The organism is Streptomyces sp. PsTaAH-137 (assembly GCF_003259365.1).
In the GTDB taxonomy this organism is placed as follows: domain Bacteria; phylum Actinomycetota; class Actinomycetes; order Streptomycetales; family Streptomycetaceae; genus Streptomyces.
Window position 1 is genome coordinate 141,081 of the sequence record NZ_QLLY01000002.1, and the last position, 19,284, is coordinate 160,364.

16 protein-coding genes are annotated in these 19,284 nt (G+C 71.2%); 10 read left to right on the plus strand and 6 right to left on the minus strand.

Going from position 1 to position 19,284, the window contains the following annotated elements:
* Nucleotides 1–191: 191 nt before the first annotated feature.
* The 4 genes from K377_RS04190 (at nucleotide 192) to ybaK (ending at nucleotide 4,305) form a co-directional block, all read left to right on the plus strand.
* Nucleotides 192–1,703 carry an oxidoreductase gene (locus K377_RS04190; RefSeq protein ID WP_237551525.1) on the plus strand — a complete coding sequence of 504 codons (1,512 nt, stop codon included), beginning with the start codon at nucleotides 192–194 and terminating at the stop codon, nucleotides 1,701–1,703.
* A 269-nt stretch (nucleotides 1,704–1,972) separates the two neighbouring features.
* Nucleotides 1,973–2,983, plus strand: coding sequence for a hypothetical protein (locus K377_RS04195; protein ID WP_111661762.1), 1,011 nt, complete (start codon nucleotides 1,973–1,975; stop codon nucleotides 2,981–2,983).
* Nucleotides 2,984–2,988: 5 nt separating this feature from the next.
* Complete coding sequence (locus tag K377_RS04200; RefSeq protein ID WP_111662170.1) at nucleotides 2,989–3,783, plus strand: LON peptidase substrate-binding domain-containing protein; 795 nt, start codon at nucleotides 2,989–2,991, stop codon at nucleotides 3,781–3,783.
* Between the two features lie 18 nt (nucleotides 3,784–3,801).
* Nucleotides 3,802–4,305, plus strand: coding sequence for a Cys-tRNA(Pro) deacylase (gene ybaK / locus K377_RS04205; protein ID WP_111661763.1), 504 nt, complete (start codon nucleotides 3,802–3,804; stop codon nucleotides 4,303–4,305).
* A gap of 185 nt (nucleotides 4,306–4,490) precedes the next feature.
* Here the strand turns inward: ybaK and K377_RS04210 are convergent, their stop codons facing one another.
* The 4 genes from K377_RS04210 to K377_RS04225 all read right to left on the minus strand — a co-directional run bounded on the left by K377_RS04210 (nucleotide 4,491) and on the right by K377_RS04225 (nucleotide 8,497).
* A complete protein-coding gene (locus tag K377_RS04210) occupies nucleotides 4,491–5,189 on the minus strand; it encodes a DUF2567 domain-containing protein (RefSeq protein WP_258394969.1) in 699 nt (232 codons plus the stop codon).
* Between the two features lie 34 nt (nucleotides 5,190–5,223).
* The gene (locus K377_RS04215) at nucleotides 5,224–6,057 is read right to left on the minus strand and encodes an ABC transporter permease (protein WP_111661764.1); all 834 of its coding nucleotides are present in this window, start codon (nucleotides 6,055–6,057) and stop codon (nucleotides 5,224–5,226) included.
* Nucleotides 6,054–7,034 (minus strand): ABC transporter ATP-binding protein, encoded by a 981-nt coding sequence (locus tag K377_RS04220; protein ID WP_111661765.1) that lies wholly within the window; start codon nucleotides 7,032–7,034, stop codon nucleotides 6,054–6,056. Before K377_RS04220 ends, K377_RS04215 begins: the two co-directional genes overlap by 4 nt.
* Nucleotides 7,035–7,258: 224 nt before the next feature.
* The gene (locus K377_RS04225; protein WP_111662172.1) at nucleotides 7,259–8,497 is read right to left on the minus strand and encodes an NYN domain-containing protein; all 1,239 of its coding nucleotides are present in this window, start codon (nucleotides 8,495–8,497) and stop codon (nucleotides 7,259–7,261) included.
* A gap of 243 nt (nucleotides 8,498–8,740) precedes the next feature.
* On the opposite strand from K377_RS04225, the gene K377_RS41550 reads away from it, so the two are divergent.
* Nucleotides 8,741–8,905 carry a hypothetical protein gene (locus K377_RS41550; RefSeq protein WP_181512475.1) on the plus strand — a complete coding sequence of 55 codons (165 nt, stop codon included), beginning with the start codon at nucleotides 8,741–8,743 and terminating at the stop codon, nucleotides 8,903–8,905.
* Nucleotides 8,906–9,001: 96 nt separating this feature from the next.
* Here K377_RS41550 and dnaE read toward each other — a convergent pair whose 3' ends face one another.
* A complete protein-coding gene (dnaE, locus tag K377_RS04230; protein ID WP_111661766.1) occupies nucleotides 9,002–12,541 on the minus strand; it encodes a DNA polymerase III subunit alpha in 3,540 nt (1,179 codons plus the stop codon).
* Nucleotides 12,542–12,718: 177 nt separating this feature from the next.
* On the opposite strand from dnaE, the gene K377_RS04235 reads away from it, so the two are divergent.
* The 4 genes from K377_RS04235 (at nucleotide 12,719) to K377_RS04250 (ending at nucleotide 17,425) form a co-directional block, all read left to right on the plus strand.
* Nucleotides 12,719–14,044, plus strand: a complete 1,326-nt coding sequence (locus K377_RS04235) for a DUF2252 domain-containing protein (protein WP_111661767.1) — start codon at nucleotides 12,719–12,721, stop codon at nucleotides 14,042–14,044.
* A 55-nt stretch (nucleotides 14,045–14,099) separates the two neighbouring features.
* Nucleotides 14,100–14,780 (plus strand): hypothetical protein, encoded by a 681-nt coding sequence (locus K377_RS04240; RefSeq protein ID WP_111662173.1) that lies wholly within the window; start codon nucleotides 14,100–14,102, stop codon nucleotides 14,778–14,780.
* 56 nt (nucleotides 14,781–14,836) lie between these two features.
* Nucleotides 14,837–15,682 (plus strand): thioredoxin domain-containing protein, encoded by an 846-nt coding sequence (locus tag K377_RS04245; protein WP_111661768.1) that lies wholly within the window; start codon nucleotides 14,837–14,839, stop codon nucleotides 15,680–15,682.
* A 96-nt stretch (nucleotides 15,683–15,778) separates the two neighbouring features.
* Entirely contained in the window at nucleotides 15,779–17,425 is a 1,647-nt protein-coding gene (locus tag K377_RS04250) for an alkaline phosphatase (protein WP_111661769.1), read from the plus strand.
* A gap of 16 nt (nucleotides 17,426–17,441) precedes the next feature.
* Here the strand turns inward: K377_RS04250 and K377_RS04255 are convergent, their stop codons facing one another.
* A complete protein-coding gene (locus K377_RS04255) occupies nucleotides 17,442–18,011 on the minus strand; it encodes a dienelactone hydrolase family protein (protein WP_111662174.1) in 570 nt (189 codons plus the stop codon).
* Nucleotides 18,012–18,080: 69 nt separating this feature from the next.
* On the opposite strand from K377_RS04255, the gene K377_RS04260 reads away from it, so the two are divergent.
* Nucleotides 18,081–19,190 carry a mechanosensitive ion channel family protein gene (locus tag K377_RS04260; RefSeq protein WP_111662175.1) on the plus strand — a complete coding sequence of 370 codons (1,110 nt, stop codon included), beginning with the start codon at nucleotides 18,081–18,083 and terminating at the stop codon, nucleotides 19,188–19,190.
* The last annotated feature ends 94 nt before the right edge of the window (nucleotides 19,191–19,284 follow it).

Genomic DNA, 19,284 nt, shown 5'->3' on the forward strand with positions numbered 1-19,284 from the left:
CCGGACCGGAGGATGACCTTCACCCCTGGCGTTCAAGCTGTCACCCAGCGGGCATCACCGGTCGTACTGAACTCATGGGTAACAGTTGCCCGCGGGGCGTACGGGGAGGCAGGACAGGCGTGGTCGACGGGACGACGACCGGCGGCGGCAATGGCGACGTGCCGGACGGGCTGACCGCAGCAGAGGTCGGGATGTGGCAGGCGTTCCGCAACGGAACCGTCTACGACCTGCGTACGGGCGTCAGAGATGCCGACGATCCGCACGGCGGGCACCCCTGGGGTCCCGGCCGCAGCGTGCGCGCGCGGATCGTGGCGTGGCTGCTGCTCGCCGGGCCGCCGGCCCTGGACGGCCGGGTGTCGTCGCTGAAGCTCCAGGGCGTGCAGATCACGGACACGCTCGATCTCGCGGGCGGCACGATCGAGCCGTACGTGGAGCTGAAGGACTGCCGCTTCGAGAAGGAGGTGCTGCTCCCGGAGGCGCACTTCACGACGCTCCGGCTGGTGAACTGCTCGGTGCCGCGTCTGGAGGCCGCCCGGGTGCACACCGAGGGCGATCTGCATCTGCCGCGCTCCCGGTTCCACACCGGCGTCCGGCTGACCGACGCGCACATCGGCACGGACCTGCTGCTCAATCAGGCGGTGGCGTTCCGCGACCGGACCGGGAAGTCGATCGCCGGGGACGGGATGTCGGTCGGCCAGGACCTCCAGGCCGAGATGCTGGAGACGCACGGCGAGCTGAGCCTGCGCGGCGCGACGGTGGGCGTGTCGCTGTCCCTGCGCGGCAGCCGGCTGAGCAACTCGCACGGGCAGCGCGCGCTGAACGCCCCGCAGCTCACGGTCGAGCGCACCCTCTATCTGACGCCCGCCGGGGTCGGCAATTCCTTCCTGTCCAACGGCACCCCGGCGCGGGGCACCCGGGTGCAGCGGTTCGAGTGCGTGGGCGGCCTGCGCCTCGACGACGGGCGCTTCGGCGACGCCATCGACCTGGACGCGGCCCGCTTCACGATGCGGACCGACCAGGAGGTGTCCCTGCGCCGGGTCCAGACCCCCGAGCTGCGCTTCACCTGCGAGGGGCCGGAGCGCGGGCTCATCGTGCTGAACGGCGCAAAGGTCGTCAATCTGGTCGACAAGGCGACGAGCTGGCCGGTCGCCGGACAGTTCCGGGTCAACGGTTTCACGTACGAGAACCTGATCCCGATCGGCGCCTTCCCGCTGCACCGACGGCTCGGCTGGCTCTCCGACGCCACCCCCGAGTACCGGCCCGAGCCGTACGAGCAGCTCGCGAACATCCTGCGCAACGCCGGGGAGGACGCCGACGCCCGCGAGGTGCTGCTCGCCAAGCAGCGCCGCCGCCGCGAGACGCTGCCGGTGGCCGCCAAGGTGTGGGGCTACATACAGGACTGGACGGTCGCCTACGGGTACCGGCCGGGCCGGGCCGCCGTCTGGATGGCCGTGCTCTGGGCGGTCAGCGCGGTCGCCTTCAGCCGTGCCGACCATCCGCCGCTGCACAAGGGCGAGGGCCCGAACTGGGACCCGGCCCTCTTCTCACTCGACCTGCTGCTCCCGGTGATCGACCTGGGCCAGGCGGGCGCTTGGCAGCTGCGCGGCGGCTGGCAGTGGCTGTCGGCGATCCTGATCATGCTCGGCTGGATCCTGGCCACCACAGTGGCAGCAGGAGCCACCCGCCTCCTCCGCCGCAACTGACCCCTCCACCGCCCCCGCCTTGGGCAATCTGCCGTCCCCCAGACTCCGTCCGGGGGGACCCCCGGGGCGGCAGGGTGGGCAAGGCGGCCCCCAGCGCGGGGCAAGCGCCCATCAGGCCCGCACCCCAGCCCCACCCGCCCAGCAAACTCACAGCCGGCCCCGTGACCATGGCCCCGCCCCAAACCGTTACCACCCCACAAGCAACCATCACCCCCCAGAGCCCGTCATCCCAGGGCGACAACAGGCCCAGCCCAAAGGAGGACGCGGACATGCCCCTGCTCCGCGCCCTCATCCGCACAGCCCGCATGATCCGCCACACGGCGTCCCTGGCCGAGGGCCTTCCCCCGGACGACGACATCCTTCTCGACGCCCCCGACGACCGCCTCGCCACGGCCCTCGCGGCAGCGGCCCACACCGACCACGGCCCGGCGGCCGAACTCCTCGCCCACACGCGCGAGTCAGCCGAGTGGGAGAACCGCGACCGGTACGTCCAGCGCCTCGCCGCCTTCGCCGCGGCCCGCCCCGAATGGTTCACGGCCTGGCAGTCGTCCGCCCCGCACGACCCCGACCTGCTCCTGGTCAAGGCCGAGGTCGCGGTCGCCCGCGCCTTCGGCTCCCCGGCCCGCGCCGAACTGCTCCGCGACGTCACCCCGCTGATCATGGCCGCGGCGGACGCCGACCACAGCGACCCCGTCCCCTGGCGCCTCGCCCTGGACCACGCCCGCGGCGCGAACGCCCCGCACACCGTCTTCGAGGAGCTGTGGGGCCAGGCGGTGCGCCGCTCCACGCACCACTACGGCTGCCATGTCGCGGCCCTCCAGTACCTGTCGGCCGCCTGGTACGGCTCGCACGCGGAGTGCTTCGACTTCGCCGAGCGCGCCGCCGAGGACGCGCTGCCCGGCTCCCTGCTCCAGGCCCTCCCGGCCCGCGCCGCCTTCGCCTACCTCACCGCGCAGTCCCCGCAGGGCATCCCGCGCGCCCGCCTCGACGCGGCGGCCGATCTCGCCGTCGGGCTCTCGGCCACGTACGACACCGCGGACCCCTGGCCCGCCGAGGTGCGCAATCTGCTGGCCTGCGTCCTGATCCACCTCGAACGCTGGCAGGACGCCCTGGACCAGCTGCGGCTCATCGGCCCCTACGCGACCTCGTTCCCCTGGGACCGGCTCTCCGAGGACCCGCTGGGCGAGTTCCTGCACCTGCGGGACGGCGTCCGGATCGAGGTCGCGGCGGGGCTCCCGCTGCTCGGCGGACCGCGGACCCCCGGCGACCATTACTCTTGACCGTCGTGACCACCGTCCGGCTTCCGCTCTTCCCGCTCAACTCGGTGCTGTTCCCGGGACTCGTCCTCCCGCTGAACATCTTCGAGGAGCGCTATCGCGCCCTCATGCGCGACCTGCTGAAGGACTCCCCTTCCGGGCCCGCCGACCCCGACGACCCCGAGTCCGACCCGGCCGTCTCCGACGAGCCGCGCAACTTCGTGGTCGTGGCGATCCGCGACGGCCACGAGGTCGCGCCGAGCGCCGCCGGCATGCCGGACGACCTCACCACGAAGGAGGCCGGCGCCGGCCCGGCGGCGGGCTTCGGCGACGACCCGATCACCTCCTTCCACTCCGTCGGCTGCATCGCCGACGCGGCGACGATCCGCGAGCGCGCCGACGGCAGCTTCGAGGTGCTCGCGACCGGCACCCAGCGCGTCAAGCTGCACTCGGTGGACGCCTCGGGCCCGTACCTGACCGCGGAGGTGGAGGTGCTGCCCGACGACGACGGCGAGGAGGCGGGAGCCCTCGCCGAGGGCGTGCTGCGCGCGTTCCGCTCGTACCAGAAGCGGCTCGCGGGGGCCCGTGAGCGGTCCCTGACGACGGGCGCGGAGCTGCCGGACGAGCCCTCGGTGGTGTCGTACCTGGTGGCCGCGGCCGCGGTGCTCGACGTACCGACGCGGCAGCGGCTCCTGGAGGCCGGCGACGTGGCGTCCCGGCTGCGCGAGGAGCTGCGGCTGCTGCGCGCCGAGACGGCGATCATCCGGCATCTGCCGTCGCTGCCCGCGACGGACCTCACCAGACAGGCGACCAGCCTCAACTGACCTGAAGGACACGGCACGTTGGCGAAGAAGTCCAAGAAGCAGCAGCAGTCCGGCGGTACTCCGGCGACGGTCGCGCTGACGGCCGCGGGCACCGCCTTCACCGTGCACTCCTACGAGCACGACCCGGCCCATCCCAGTTACGGCGAGGAGGCGGCCGAGGCGATGGGCGTCTCCCCCGACCGGGTCTTCAAGACGCTCGTCGCGGACGTCGACGGCCGGCTCACGGTCGCCGTCGTCCCCGTGGCGGGCCAGCTCGACCTGAAGGCGCTCGCCTCGGCGGTCGGCGGCAAGCGGGCCGCGATGGCCGACCCGGCGCTCGCCGAGCGCACCACCGGCTACGTCCGCGGCGGCATCTCCCCGCTCGGGCAGCGCAAGAAGCTGCCGACGGTCATCGACGCGTCGGCCGCGGAGCACCCGACCATCTGTGTCTCGGCGGGCCGCCGCGGCCTGGAGGTCGAGCTGGCGGCCGCGGATCTGGCGGCGCTCACCGAAGCGGTGCTCGCGCCCGTCGGGCGTGCGTGACCCCTCGACGGACCGCGCCGCTTCGGCTAAGCACCAAGGACATGTCGAAGAGGACGCGCAAGCGCAAGTGGCGGATCAAGAAGGGCAAGGCCAATCACGGGCGCCGGCCCGCCTGACGTTCAGCGCGCGCACGAACGGCCGGGGACGCCGTCGAGCGACGGCGTCCCCGGCCGGGTGCGAGGTACCTACATCGAGGGGCCCTGGGGCTGGGGCCCCGGCGTCCCTTCCGTGCCGCGCGGTGCGTAGTACTCCGCGTACGGGTCGGGGTCGCGGGGCCCGAACAGGCCGGTGAGCGCGAGGTGGACGACCATCGCGGCCAGCGGCCACGCGAGCAGCGCGCCCTTGGCCTTCAGTTCGAGCGGCGCGTCGAACACGACGCCCTTGCCGAGCTCCTTGGCGTGCGCGGCGACGTCCCGCGTCGGTCCGAGCCAGATCCCGAACCGCCAGGCGATCACCCCGCCGAGCAGCGCGCCCAGCGCGAGCGCCACGACGATCCCGATGCCGCCGCGCCGTCGCCACAGGAAGACAAGCAGGGCGGTCACGGCGCCGAACGCGAGCCCGAGCAGCGCGAACGTGCCGTCGATCCCGATGGCCTGCTCCCCCTCGCTGTCCTTGAGGTAGACGGCCGTGCTGTCGGAGACGAGCGGGACGCGCGGCGCGAGCCACAGCCAGAGCACACCGAGGAGCAGTCCGAAGACGGCGACACCGACGAACACGACGACGGCCTCGCGCAGCTCGGCCCTGAGTCCGGGCCCGTCCTCGCGGGCCGGTGACGGCCCGGGCGGCGGCAGATGGCCGGCCATCGGGTCCGGGGCCTGCCACGGGTTGCCGTGCCCGTTGTCGTCCGGGGGTTGATGCGGCGGCGGTGTCAGCGGTGCGGTCACCCTGCCATCGTGCCAGGCGTGCCCGGCGGGCGCGTCACCGGACGGCTGCCCGGCGGTACGCCCAGGTCGCCACGGCCAGTGAGGCGACGCCGACGGCGGCGCAGACACCCAGGTCGAGCAGGACCGTGGGCCAGTCGGGCCGCTCGCCGAAGGTGCGGGCGAAGGCCTCGACCCCGTACGTGGACGGCAGCAGGTCACGCGCCCACTGCACGGCCTCGGGCATCCGGTCGGCCGGAAGGACGCCGAGGAGCAGCGCCGCCGACATGCCCAACTGGCCGAGCAGTGTGGCCAGTTCCGGGCGCGGCGCGAGCAGCCCGAGCGCGGCGCCGAGTCCGGCGAGGGCGGCCCCGGCGAGCGGGATCACGGCGGCGAGCACCCACAGATGGGCGAGCGGCAGATCGAACATCGCGCAGCCGACGACCGCCGTGACCACCGTGCCCGGCACGGTGAACGAGGCGTACGCGCCCGCCGCGCCCAGGACCACGGAGGCGGGCGGCACCGGCAGCGTCGCGTAGTGGTCGAGCCCGCCGGCCGCGCGCAGTTGGCCGAAGTACTGGGCCAGCAGGTTCAGCGCGACGAACGCCACGACCAGCACGGCGGACCCGGCGACGACGGCCTGCGCCTCGCGGCCGCCCTGGTCGACGACGCCCCGCATCAGGATCATGATGCCGATGGACTGGAAGGTCGCCACGAAGAGCAGCGGGATCCGGGCGACTCTGGCCCGGGAGAGCTGGGCGCGGTAGACGGCGGCGAGCGACGGCAGGAACCGGGCCCGCGGCGCGAGCCCCTCCTCGCCGCGGCCGGCTCCCGGGTCCGCGGTGACGGCCGGTTCGACGGTCCGCATCGCGTCGGCGGATACGACACTCATGCCTTCACCAGGCCCTTCACGCCGCTGCGGCTGCCGCCGAGCGCCAAGTACACGTCCTCCAGGCTCGGGGTGGCGAGCGTGAAGTCGTCGAGGAAGTCGAAGGCCGGGCCGCCGGTGACGGCGGCGACGGCGCGGCGGGCCTCGTCGGGGGCGAGCCGCAGGGACCAGCGCCGTCCGGACTCGACGGCGTGCTCGCGCAGCCGCGCGACCTCGGCCAGGTCCATCGGCGCCTTCTCCCGCCAGACCAGTTCGACCCGCACCTCGCCCGCGACGCGTTCCTTCAGCCCGGCGGGCGTGTCGCAGGCGATGACGCGGCCCTGGTCCATCACGGCGACCCGGTCGAGGACGGTCTCGGCCTCGATGACGTTGTGGGTGACGAGCAGCACGGTGGTGCCGCGCTCGGCGCGTCGCCGGTCCACGGCCGCCCAGACGGCCCGCCGGGCGACGGGGTCCATGCCGGTGGTCGGCTCGTCCAGCACGAGCAGCGGCCGCTCACCGACCAGGACGGCGGCGAAGCAGGCGAGCCGCCGCTGGCCGCCGGACAGCTTCTTCAGCGGCCGCCCGGCGATCGCGGCGATGTCCAGTTCGTCGAGGACCTCGTCGCGCGCGGCCCGCGCGTCCTTGAGGCTGAGCCCGCGCAGCCGTCCGGTGGTCTCGGCGGCGAGGGAGACGGTGAGCTCGTCGAGGGCGGTCGACTCCTGCCCGAGGTAGGCGAGGATCCGCGAGGCGCGCTCCGGGTGGCGCACGATGTCGTGCCCCAGGATCTCGACGCTTCCGGCGTCCGGCCGCATCAGTCCGGTCAGCTGACGTACGAGGGTGGACTTCCCGGCGCCGTTCGGCCCGAGCAGCCCGAAGATCTCGCCGCGCGCGATGTCGAGCCGGACGTCGTCGGTGGCCCGCACCTCGGGCGTCCCGGGCACTCCGCGCCGCCCGCGCGAGGCCGGGTAGGTCTTCCGCAGCCCCCGCACCGAGCACACGACGGCACCCCTGTCATACTCCAGGGCGGGCTCACCGGTGCGCGTACTCACGAGGAACGAGAGTACGGGGTCGGGGCCCCTGCTTTGCGCCCGGGTGGGACAAATGGCGCCCCGACAGGGGCGCGGGCCGTGTCGATCAGCGGCTCCGCCGCGGGGCGCGAGCAACCACGACGAACCCGCGGACGCCGTCGATCCGCACCAGGCAGACGCCTGGGCGCACCAGGTCAATCCCCCGCGGCAGCGTGCTCGGCGCCGGTCCGCACATCGACCTCCCGCCAGAACCCGGCCCGGATCGCGTACCGATCGTGCTCGTCGATCTGGTCGTCCTTGTGGGCGAGCAATCCGAACCGCGCCGCGTACCGCAGCAGCTCCCCGTCGATGCGATGCGGCACCCGGGGATACATGGTCGACAGCTTCTGGAGCTGGGTGTGATCGCCGAGCCGGCCCATCCAGCGCCGGGCGAACACCTGCCCCACCTCGTACGGGTCGCCGCCGACCGTGGTGATGTCCTCCTCGCGGTCGGCCCAACGCTGCTCGGCGGTGGTGAGCTGCGCGAGGGTCGGCAGCGACGCGGACTCGGGGGGCTCACCGCCTCCGCCGGGCCGCTCGACCCAGCCCTTGTCGGAGGACCAGCGGAGCGTGGCGTTGGCCGGGTGCTGCGCGGGCTGGGTGCCGGGCGCGCGCAGAGCGGCCAGGTCCTTCGGGGTGGGGACGCCCTTGGCGGCGGCGGAGCGGTCCTCGTGGTCGCTCCCGGCCCGCGCGACGGGCTCGGCGGGCGCGTGCCGGTCGGGCGTCGGGTCGGCGTCCCGGTCGGCGAGGAGTCCGGCGGCGGGTGCGGACTCGGGCAGCGGCGCGGAGAGGATCGCGGCGATCTCGGGGCGCGGGGCGGGCGGCGGGGCGCACGGGCCGCTGAGTTCCTTGGCGCGGACGGCCTTGGTGATCCAGGTCCGGTCGAGCACCCGCCGCTCGTCGGCCTCGGCGACCAGGTCCTCGGACTGGTTGTAGTCGCCGTCGGCGGCCTGGACGGCCCACAGGTGGACGGCGACGCCGTGTTCCTTGGCGGCCATCATGCCGGGCAGCAGATCGCCGTCGCCGGTGACCAGGACGACGTCGGAGCAGGCGCGGTTGCGGGCCAGCTCGGTCAGCTCGGCGTGCATCGCGGCGTCGACGCCCTTCTGCGCCCAGCGGCCGTCGCTGCGGGTCAGCGCGCCGAGCCGAACGGTGACCCGGGGCATCACGCGCAGCCTGCGGTGCTCGGGCTGCGGGACCCGGTCGGGGGCGCCGTCGAACCAGTAGATGCGCAGCAGTGGGCGCTCGGTCTCGGACTCGGCGCGCTCGCGCAGCCCCTGGATGAGGGCGGCGTGGTCGACATGGATCCGGGACCGGGAGGGTTCGCCCGCGAGGAGACTCGCGGCAGCACCCAGCAGATATCCGGCGTCCACCAGGACGATGCAACGGTCCACGCGGTCCACCCTCTTTCGCCGACACGCCCGTGCGTTCGCTTCGGGTTTCCTTCGAGTCTGCCCGACAGCGCGGGGCTTAACGGCCCGAACTCGATCTTCGGCGTGGCGGAAGCGGTGAAGGTGGCGCGAACCGGACCCGAACTCTCTGTGACGCACGGTAATAGTCCGAAATGCGTTCTTCTTCCCCCTGTGTGAGTCTTAAACCGGCCCTGGCCCCTAGTTCCCCCGCAGGAGGCAATCACCATGGCCAAGAACCGCAAGCAGAACCGCAATCAGCAGCAGAAGTCGGTAGAGCCGCAGGAGCAGGCCCGGTCGTCCGCCATGGAGGCCGAGGCCAAGTCGGCCGTCCAGGCCACACCGGGGGATGTGGCCCGCAAGCACCGCGAGCGCCGCTTCGGGCACAACTGACGTACGCCGCGCGACTGTCGCGGCACGACGAGGGCCGCACCCGGACGTCCGGGTGCGGCCCTCGCGCCGTGTGTCCTGTGTCCGCCGCCTGGGGGGTCAGCCCGCCAGGCAGGACGGGCCGAGCAGCACCTTCAGGTCGCCGTAGAGCGCCGGGTCCGGCTTGACCCGGTGCCGGTCGAGCCGGAGAAGGGTGGTCTTGCGCGGGCCCTGGAGCTTGATCCGGACCTCGCTGTCCCCCCGGTGGTTGGACAGGATCTCACCGAGGCGGCTGACCATCGGCGGGGTCACCTTCAGGGCGGGGATGGTGAGGATCACCGGTGCGTTCGTCCCCGCGTTCGACAGATCGGGGACCTGCATCTCCATGGCGACCAGGCGCGGCACGTCCTCGCGCTTGTCGAGCCGGCCCTTGACGAAGACGACCGCGTCCTCGACGAGCTGGGTGGAGACCAGCTGGTAGGTGGCCGGGAAGAACATGCACTCGATGGAACCGGCGAGGTCCTCGACGGTCGCGATCGCCCAGGCGTTGCCCTGCTTGGTCATCTTGCGCTGGAGGCCCGAGATGATGCCGCCGACCGTGACGACCGCGCCGTCGCCGAAGTCACCGCCGGTGAGCTGGCCGATGCCCGCGTCCGCCTTGTCGGACAGCACGTGCTCCAGGCCGAACAGCGGGTGGTCGGAGACGTACAGGCCGAGCATCTCGCGCTCCTGGGCGAGCAGATACGTCTTGTCCCACTCGTCGGTGGAGAACTCGACGTCGAGCCCGAAGCCCGGGGCGTCGCTCTCCTCGTCGGCGCCGCCGAAGAGGTCGAACTGCCCTTCCGCTTCCTTCCGCTTGACCGCCACGACGTTGTCGATCATCGGCTCGTACTGCGCGGTGAGGCCCTTGCGGGTGTGCCCCATCTCGTCGAACGCGCCCGCCTTGATGAGCGATTCGGTCGTCCTCTTGTTGCACGCCGCGGCCTCGACCTTGTCGAGGTAGTCGGGGAACGAGGAGTACTTCCCCTTGGCCTTGCGCGAGCGGATGATCGCGTCCACGACGTTCGTACCGACGTTGCGGACCGCTTCCAGGCCGAAGAGGATCACGTCGTCGCCCTGGGCGGCGAAGTTGTGGACCGACTCGTTCACGTTCGGCGGGAGGACCTTGATCTTCATGCGCCGGCACTCGTTGAGGTAGACGGCCGACTTGTCCTTGTCGTCCTTCACCGAGGTGAGCAGCGCCGCCATGTACTCGGCCGGGTAGTTCGCCTTCAGGTACGCGGTCCAGTAGGTGACCAGGCCGTACGCGGAGGAGTGCGCCTTGTTGAACGCGTAGCCGGCGAACGGCACCAGGACGTCCCACAGGGCCTGGATCGCGGCGTCGGAGAAGCCGTTCTTCCGGGCGCCCTCCTGGAAGATGGTGAAGTTCTTCGCCAGTTCCTCGGGCTTCTTCTTGCCCATCACGCGGCGCAGGATGTCGGCCTCGCCGAGCGAGTACCCGGCGACGATCTGGGCGGCCTTCTGCACCTGCTCCTGGTACACGATGAGGCCGTAGGTGAGGCCCAGCGTCTCCTTCAGGGGCTCTTCGAGCTCCGGGTGGATCGGCGTGATCTCCTGCCGGGCGTTCTTGCGCTCGGCATAGTTCGTGTGCGAGTTCATGCCCATCGGGCCCGGCCGGTACAGGGCCGAGACGGCGGAAATGTCCTCGAAGTTGTCGGGCTGCATCTGGCGCAGCAGCGAACGCATCGGGCCGCCGTCGAACTGGAAGACGCCGAGCGTGTCACCGCGGCAGAGCAGTTCGAAGGTCTTCGGGTCGTCCAGCGGGAGCGAGAGCATCTCCAGGTCGATGCCCTTGTTGGACCGCACCATCTTGACGGCGTCGTCCATGATCGTCAGGTTCCTGAGGCCCAGGAAGTCCATCTTGATCAGGCCGAGGTTCTCGCACTGCGGGTAGTCCCACTGCGTGATGGTCACGCCGTCGGTGTGCCGCGTCCACAGCGGGGCGTGTTCGACGATCGGCTCGCTGGACATGATGACGCCGGCGGCGTGCACGCCCATCTGGCGGACCAGGCCCTCGACGCCCTTGGCGGTGTCGATGACCTTCTTGACGTCCGGCTCGTTCTCGTACATCCCCCGGATCTCGCCCGCCTCGCTGTAGCGCGGGTGCTTGGGGTCCGTGATGCCGGAGAGGTCGATGCCCTTGCCGAGGACGTCGGCGGGCATGGCCTTGGTGAGGCGGTCGCCCATCGCGTACGGGTAGCCCAGCACGCGCGCGGAGTCCTTGATCGCGTTCTTGGCCTTGATCTTGCCGTAGGTGCCGATCATGGCGACCTTGTCGGCGCCGTACTTCTCGGTCACGTACCTGATCACCTCGACACGCCTGCGCTCGTCGAAGTCGATGTCGACGTCGGGCATGGAGACGCGCTCGGGGTTGAGGAACCGCTCGAAGATCAGGCCGTGCGTGATCGGGTCGAGGTCGGTGATGCCCATCGCGTACGCGACGATCGAGCCGGCCGCGGAGCCTCGGCCGGGGCCCACCGCGATGCCGTTGTTCTTGGCCCACATGATGAAGTCGGCGACGACGAGGAAGTACCCCGGGAACCCCATCTGGATGATGATGTCCATCTCGTAGTCGGCCTGCTTCTGCCGGTCGTCCGGGACACCGTCCGGGTAGCGGCGGTTCATGCCGCGGCGGACTTCCTCCTTGAACCAGGTGGTGTTGGTGTAGCCCTCTTCCGGGATGTCGAACCTCGGCATGAGGTCGCGCTTGTCGAACATGCCGGTGGTGTCGATCTGCTCGGCCACCAGCAGCGTGTTGCGGCAGCCCTCCTGCCAGGCGTCCGAGGAGTCGACGGCGTACATCTCGTCGGTCGACTTCAGGTAGTAGCCCGTGCCGTCGAACCGGAAGCGGTCCGGGTCGGAGAGGTTCTTGCCGGTCTGGATGCAGAGCAGGGCGTCGTGGGCGGTGGCCTCGTGCGCGTACGTGTAGTGCGAGTCGTTCGTCACCAGCGGCGGGATGCCGAGCTTCTTGCCGATCTCCAGCAGTCCGTCGCGGACCCGGCGCTCGATCTCGATGCCGTGGTCCATCAGCTCCAGGAAGTACCGGTCCTTGCCGAAGATGTCCTGGTACTCGGAGGCCGCCTTCAGGGCCTCGTCGAACTGACCGAGCCGCAGCCGGGTCTGGAGCTCACCGGAGGGGCAGCCGGTGGAGGCGATCAGGCCCTCGCTCCACTGGGAGATCGTCTCCTTGTCCATGCGCGGCCACTTCTGCAGCCAGCCCTCGGCGTACGCGTCCGAGGACAGCTTGAACAGGTTGTGCAGGCCTGTCTTGTTCGCCGCCCAGATCGTCTTGTGCGTGTAACCACCCGAACCGGACACGTCGTCGCGCTTCTGGTGCGGCTGGCCCCACTTGATCTTCCGCTTGTTGCGCCGCGACTCCGGGGCGACGTACGCCTCGATGCCGATGATCGGCGTGACACCGGCGCTCTGCGCGGAGTGGAAGAAGTCGTACGCCCCGTGCAGGTTGCCGTGGTCGGACATGGCGATGTGGGTCATGCCCATCTCGTTGCACGCCTTGAACATGTCCTTCAGCCGCGCGGCACCGTCCAGCAGCGAGTACTGGGTGTGGACGTGCAGGTGCGTGAAGGGCGGCTTTGACACGGTGAGGGCCTCCAATGGCAAACACGCGGCGACAGGGCGGGGACAGCTTGGAAGTCTACGACCGACCGCTGACAACCGACGGGCACTCCGGAGTACCTTCGGGCGTTGGACAGGTCAGAACACCTGCCCTGCGTGTCACACAGCTCACGCACCATCTGCACCAGGAGGCACCCCGCGATGTCGGACCAGCAGCCCACCGCTGAAGAGCGCGGGGAGCAGATCCTCGCCGTCTTCGACACCGCGTTCGGCGAGCTGCTCGCCGCGGACCCCGCCGCCTTCCGGGTCAAGTTCCGCAAGATGGCCGCCTCGGCGTTCGCCTTCTACCGCGGGACGGCCTGCCTGTTCTACCAGGACCTGGAGCGTGAGCAGCACGGCGGCCCGTACCTGGACGACCGCACCAGCCGGGTGTGGATCCACGGCGACCTGCACGCGGAGAACTTCGGCACGTACATGGATGCGAACGGCCGGCTGATCTTCAATGTGAACGACTTCGACGAGGCGTACGTGGGCCCCTTCACCTGGGACCTGAAGCGCTTCGCGGCCTCGGTGGCGCTGATCGGCTACGCGAAGGCGTTCAGCGACGAGCAGATCAGCGCCTTGGTCCGCACGTACGCGGCGGCCTACCGCGAGCGGGTCCACTCGCTGGCCACCGGCGCGAAGAACGACGAGGTGCCGCCCTTCACGCTGGACACGGCCGAGGGCCCGCTGCTCGGCGCGCTGCGCGACGCCCGCTCCCGCACCCGTTTCGAGCTGCTCGACTCCATGACGGAGATCCGCGACTTCGAGCGCCGCTTCGCCCCCGGCGGCGGCTCCATCGAGCTGGACGCGGCGACCCGCTACAAGGTGCTCGCGGCCTTCGACGGCTATCTGGAGACGCTGCCGGAGTCGTCGCTGACCCGCCCGGACTCGTACCGCGTGAAGGACGTCGTCGGACGCCGCGGCATCGGCATCGGATCGGCGGGCCTGCCTTCGTACAACATCCTCCTGGAGGGCAACAGCGACGCCCTGGAGAACGATGTGGTGATCTACGTGAAGCAGGCCCAGACCCCGGCCGTCTCGCGCCACATCACGGACCCGGCGATCCGGGACTACTTCCAGCACGAGGGGCACCGCACGGTCATCTCGCAGCGCGCGCTCCAGGCCCACGCGGACCCGTGGCTGGGCTGGACGGAGCTGAACGGCTCGGGTCAGCTGGTCGCCGAGGTCTCCCCGTACGCGGTGGACCTGGACTGGTCCGACATCGACGACCCGGAGGAGGTCGACGCGGTCGTCGCCGACCTCGGCCGGGCCACCGCGACGATGCACGCGGCGGCCGACGACCAGTCCGGCGAGTCGCTGGTGCCGTTCTCCACGGAGCGCGCGATCGACGCGGCGATCGCCGCCGACGAGGACGGTTTCGCCGACCTCCTGGTCGACTTCGCGCACGTCTACGGCACCCGCGCGCGGGAGGACCACCAGATCTTCGTGGACCTGTTCCGCAACGGCCGGATCCCCGGTCTCTGACCCACAGCCACCCTTTAGGCATCGTTTACCGTCGGCCATGGCACACTCCTCGGCGATGGACGACATATCCGGGACCCAGCTCAGAGCCGTGCGCGCGGCGCTCTTCACGGCCGTTGCCGTGACGCTGTCCGCCGCGTCGCACGTGCTGCTGTCCCGGGCCCCGCTGCCGCTCACGACAGTCGGCGCGATCGCCGCCGCCGTGTTCGTGATCACGTACGCGCTCGCCGGACGTGAGCGCGGCTTCGGGCGGATCGCGGCGCTGCTCGTGCCCCTGGAGCTGGCCGCGGACACGGTCTTCACCACCGGGCAGCACGTCTGTTACGGCGCGGCGGGCGGCCCGGTCGCCGGCCCCCTGCGCTCGTTCGGCTTCGACGTGCTGTGCGCCGGTGACGTGGGCACGCCCCTGGCCCGGATGACCGGCGGCGGCACCGACAAGGCCGTCGGTCTGTTCGCGCACCCCGACCCGGCCGCGTCCTGGCTGCTGCTCGGCGCGCATGTGACGGTCGGACTGCTGGCGGCCCTGTGGCTGCGCCGCGGCGAGCAGGCGCTGGCCCAGCTGCTGCGCGCGCTGGCCGCGTTCGCGTTCCGGCCGCTGATCGTCGCCTGGGCCACCGTCACCGCGCAGGTGGAGCCGGTGGCCCGCGGGCTGTTCCCCGTCGCCCGCGAGCGGGCCGCGCACCCCCGGATCTGGGTGCACTCCGTAGGACGGCGCGGACCGCCGTGCCCGGCCGCCTGACCCCGGCCACACGGCAGTCCCCTCCCTCATACATTCAGCTACGGAGTACGAACATCATGAGCAAGCGCAACAGCCAGCAGGCGAAGAACGCGGCCCGCGAGCGGCTGCGGATCGAGCGCGAGAAGCAGGCGAAGACGGCGAAGGCGAAGCGGCAGGCGATCGTCGCCGGTTCCATCGTGGGTGTCCTCGCGATAGCCGGCGGCATCGGCTACTTCGCGGTGCAGGCCATGAAGCCCTCCCACTGGGAGACGGCGATGGACGCGAAGAGCACCGCCGTCGTGGCGCCCAAGAACACCACCGGTACCGACGGCACGACCGTGGTGATCGGCAAGGACAGCGCGAAGAAGACCCTGAAGCTCTACGAGGACTCGCGCTGCCCGGTCTGCGCGGCCTTCGAGCAGACCGTCGGCTCGACCGTCCACAAGGACGTCGAGGACGGCAAGTTCAAGATCCAGTACATCGGCGCCACCTTCATCGACGGCGACGGCAGCGGCAAGATCGGCTCCAACGGCGAGGGCTCCAAGAACGCGCTGAGCGCGCTCGGCGCGGCCCTGAACGTCAGCCAGGACGCCTTCCTCGACTACAAGACCGCCCTGTACTCGAAGAAGTACCACCCGGAGGAGTCCAAGGACGAGTTCAAGAGCGACGACTACCTGATCAAGGTCGCGAACACCGTGGACGCCCTGAAGGACAACAAGGCCTTCCAGAAGGACGTCAAGAACGGGACGTACGACAACTGGGCCATGAAGATGTCCAAGACGTTCGACTCGAACAAGGACGAGGTCACCGGCACCCCGTCCCTCGTCATGGACGGCAAGAAGCTCGTGGGTTCCGACGGCCAGAACGCCCCCATGACGGTGGCGGAGTTCAACACGGCGATCGAGAAGGCCCTCGCGGGCTGATCCTGCCGGGTCCCGTCTGACGCACCGCTGAAGGGCGGGCGAACTCTTCGGAGTTCGCCCGCCCTTGGCGCGTACCGGTCAGTAGTGTGCTCCCCCGTGACCAGTCGACTTGCAGCAGAAACCTCAACTCCGCGCCGCCGTACGGTGGTCAAGGCCGCGGCCGCCGGCGCCGTCCTCGCCGCCCCGCTGCTCGCGGCCCCCGCCGCCCACGCGGCCGATGCGCCCGCCTTCCTGCACGGTGTCGCTTCCGGCGACCCGCTCCCCGACGGCGTCCTGCTGTGGACGCGGGTAACGCCGACCGCCGAGGCCGTGCCCGGCTCCGGCACCGGGCCCGACACCCGGGTCAGCTGGGAGATCGCCGAGGACCAGGCGTTCCGTACGGTCGTCAGCCGCGGCACCACGACCGCGAGCGCCGCGTCCGACCACACCGTGAAGGCGGATGTAAGGGGCTTGCGCCCGGCGAGCGCCTATTACTTCCGCTTCTCCGTGGGCGACACGTACTCGCCCGTCGGACGGACCCGCACGGCGCCCGCCGCCGACAGCCGCACGGAGCTGCGCTTCGGCGTCGTCTCCTGCTCGAACTGGGAGGCGGGCTGGTTCTCCTCGTACCGTCATCTGGCCGCCCGCGCCGACCTGGACGCGGTGTTCCACCTGGGCGACTACCTCTACGAGTACAAGACGGGCGAGTACCCGGCGGCGCAGTACACCGTCCGCCCTCATCAGCCCGCGCACGAGATCGTCTCGCTGGCCGACTACCGGATCCGGCACGGTGCGCACAAGACCGACGACGACGTACGGGCGATGCACGCGGCCCACCCGCTGGTGGCCATCTGGGACGACCACGAGTTCGCCAACGACGCCTGGTCGGGCGGCGCCGAGAACCACTCCCCCGACACCGAGGGCGCCTGGACGGCCCGCCGGGACGCCGCGAAGCAGGCGTACTTCGAGTGGATGCCGGTCCGTCCGTCGATCGCGGGCACCGTCTACCGGCGGCTGCGCTTCGGCGCCCTGGCCGATCTGCACCTGCTGGACCTGAGATCGTTCCGCTCGCAGCAGGCGAGCGTCGGCAGCGGCACCGTGGACGACGCCGACCGCACGATCACCGGCCGCGCCCAGCTCGACTGGCTGAAGTCCGGGCTCGCCGCCTCCGACGCGCAGTGGAAGCTGGTCGGCACCTCGGTGATGATCTCGCCGGTCGCCTTCGGCTCCTTGCCGGCCCATCTCCTCGCGCCGCTCGCCGAGTTGCTCGGGCTGCCCAAGGAGGGCCTCGCCATCAACGTCGACCAGTGGGACGGCTACACGCACGACCGCAAGGAGCTGATCTCCCACCTGCGCGAGCGCGGCATCAAGGACACCGTCTTCCTGACCGGCGACATCCACATGGCGTGGGCCAACGACGTCCCGGTGACCGCGGGCACGTATCCGCTCTCGCCGTCCGCGGCGACGGAGTTCGTCGTCACGTCGGTGACGTCCGACAACCTCGACGACATCCTGCACGTCGCGCCCGACACGCTCTCCACGGTGGCCGAGACCGCCGTCAAGGCGGCCAACCGGCACGTGAAGTGGGTGGACATGGACCGCCACGGCTACGGCGTGCTCGACGTCACCGCCGAGCGGGCGCAGATGGACTACTACGCGATCTCGGACCGGACCGACAAGAACGCCACGTCCGCCTGGGAACGCTCCTACCGCACGCGGACCGGCACCCAGAAGGTCGAGCGCGCGGACGCGCCCGTGAAGTGATCCGGGACCGGGCCGGCTAGAGCGAGTCCAGGAAGCCGAGCGCCACCTGCCAGGTGGCCTTGGCGGCCTCCTCGTCGTAGTCCGGCAGCTCGGGGTCGGTGTAGAGGTGACCGGCCCCGGGGTAGCGGTAGATCTCGACGTCGGCGCCCGTGCGCCCCATCTGCAGGTACCAGGTGTTCAGCCAGTCGTCCGTCTCGAAGGCGTCCGGCGAGGCGACGTGCAGCTGGACCGGCAGCTCGTCCACCGACGCGGTCTCCGCGATGTCCGACGTGCCGTGCAGGAGCAGCAGCCCGCGGGCCTTCTCGTCGCCGAGGGCGAGGGTCTGCGCGACGGAGGCGCCCAGCGAGAAGCCCGCGTAGACCAGGCCCCGCTCGGAGTAGGGCGCGGCCGCGAGCACCGCCCGCTTCAGCAGTTCGTCCTTGCCGATCCCGTCCTGGTGCTCCATGCCCTCCTCGACGGTGTCGAAGGTGCGGCCCTCGAAGAGATCGGGGGTCCACACCTCGTGACCTGCGGCGCGCAGCCGGTCGGCCGCGTCCTTCACGGCGGGCCGCAGACCGAACGTCGAGTGGAACAGCATGATGTTCATGCGCTCCATGGTGCCAGGGACGCCGCAGGTTAGCCGTGGCGGATCCCGGTTACGGTGCAAGGCATGGAGATGGAGAACGTACTGCGCCCTGTGATCGTGATCGGTGGCTCGGTCCTCATCACCCTCCTCGTCGGGTGGGCCGTGGACCAGTTGCTGCAGCGTGCCGACCGACGCCACCACGAGACACCCCTCTGGGGCCTGCTGCGGCGCTGCCGGCTGCCTCTCCAGTTCGTGCTCTGCGCGGCTCTGCTGCGCGGCTCGTACGACCAGGCGAAGCTCGCGAAGGAACACTCCGCCGGGGTCGGCCAGGCCCTCAGCCTCGTGCTCATCGGCGCCACGGCCTGGCTGATCATCCGGGGCGCCGCGGTCGTCGTCGAGTCGTCCTACGCCCGTTATGCCGCCGTCCACCGCGATCCCGCCCGGGTCCGCCGGGTGCGCACCCAGGTCGCCCTCATCCAGCGCGTCGTCACGGCGGTCGTCGGCGTGGTGGCGGTCGCGGCGATGCTGCTGACCTTCCCCGCGTTCCGCGCCGCGGGCGCCTCGCTGCTCGCCTCGGCCGGCATCCTCGGCATCGTCGCCGGTGTCGCCGCCCAGTCCACGCTCGGCAACCTCTTCGCCGGGCTCCAGATCGCCTTCGGCGACATGGTCCGGATAGGGGACACGGTCGTGGTGGACGGCGAGTGGGGCACGGTCGAGGAGATCACCCTCACCTTCCTCGCCGTCCGCACCTGGGACGAGCGCCGGATCACCATGCCGGTGTCGTACTTCACATCGAAGCCGTTCGAGAACTGGTCGCGCGGCGGCGCCCAGATGACCGGAACCGTCTTCTTCCACCTGGACCACAGCGCGCCCCTGCACGAGATGCGCGAGCGGCTGCGCGACATCCTCGGTGAGTGCGCGGCCTGGGACGGCCGCGACTGGGGGCTGGCCGTCACCGACACCACGCCCTCCACGATGCAGGTCCGCGCCCTGGTCACGGCCAAGGACGCCGACGACATCTGGACGGTCCGGGTCACCGTGCGCGAGCAGATGGTGCGCTGGCTGACCGAGAAGCACCCGTACGCGCTCCCGCGCATCAACACGGCGACGGCCCTGCTCGCCCCCGACGAGGCCATGGAGGCCTTCTCCGACCACGTCCTGACCCGCAACGGCCGCGCCCCGCGCACGGGCCGCGGCTGACCTCCGGTCGCCTCGTCGCCAGCCCGCGGCCCGGTGGCCGCTTCTCGCGCAGTTCCCCGCGCCCCTGAGGCATGCGCTTCGCGCAGCCTCTCTT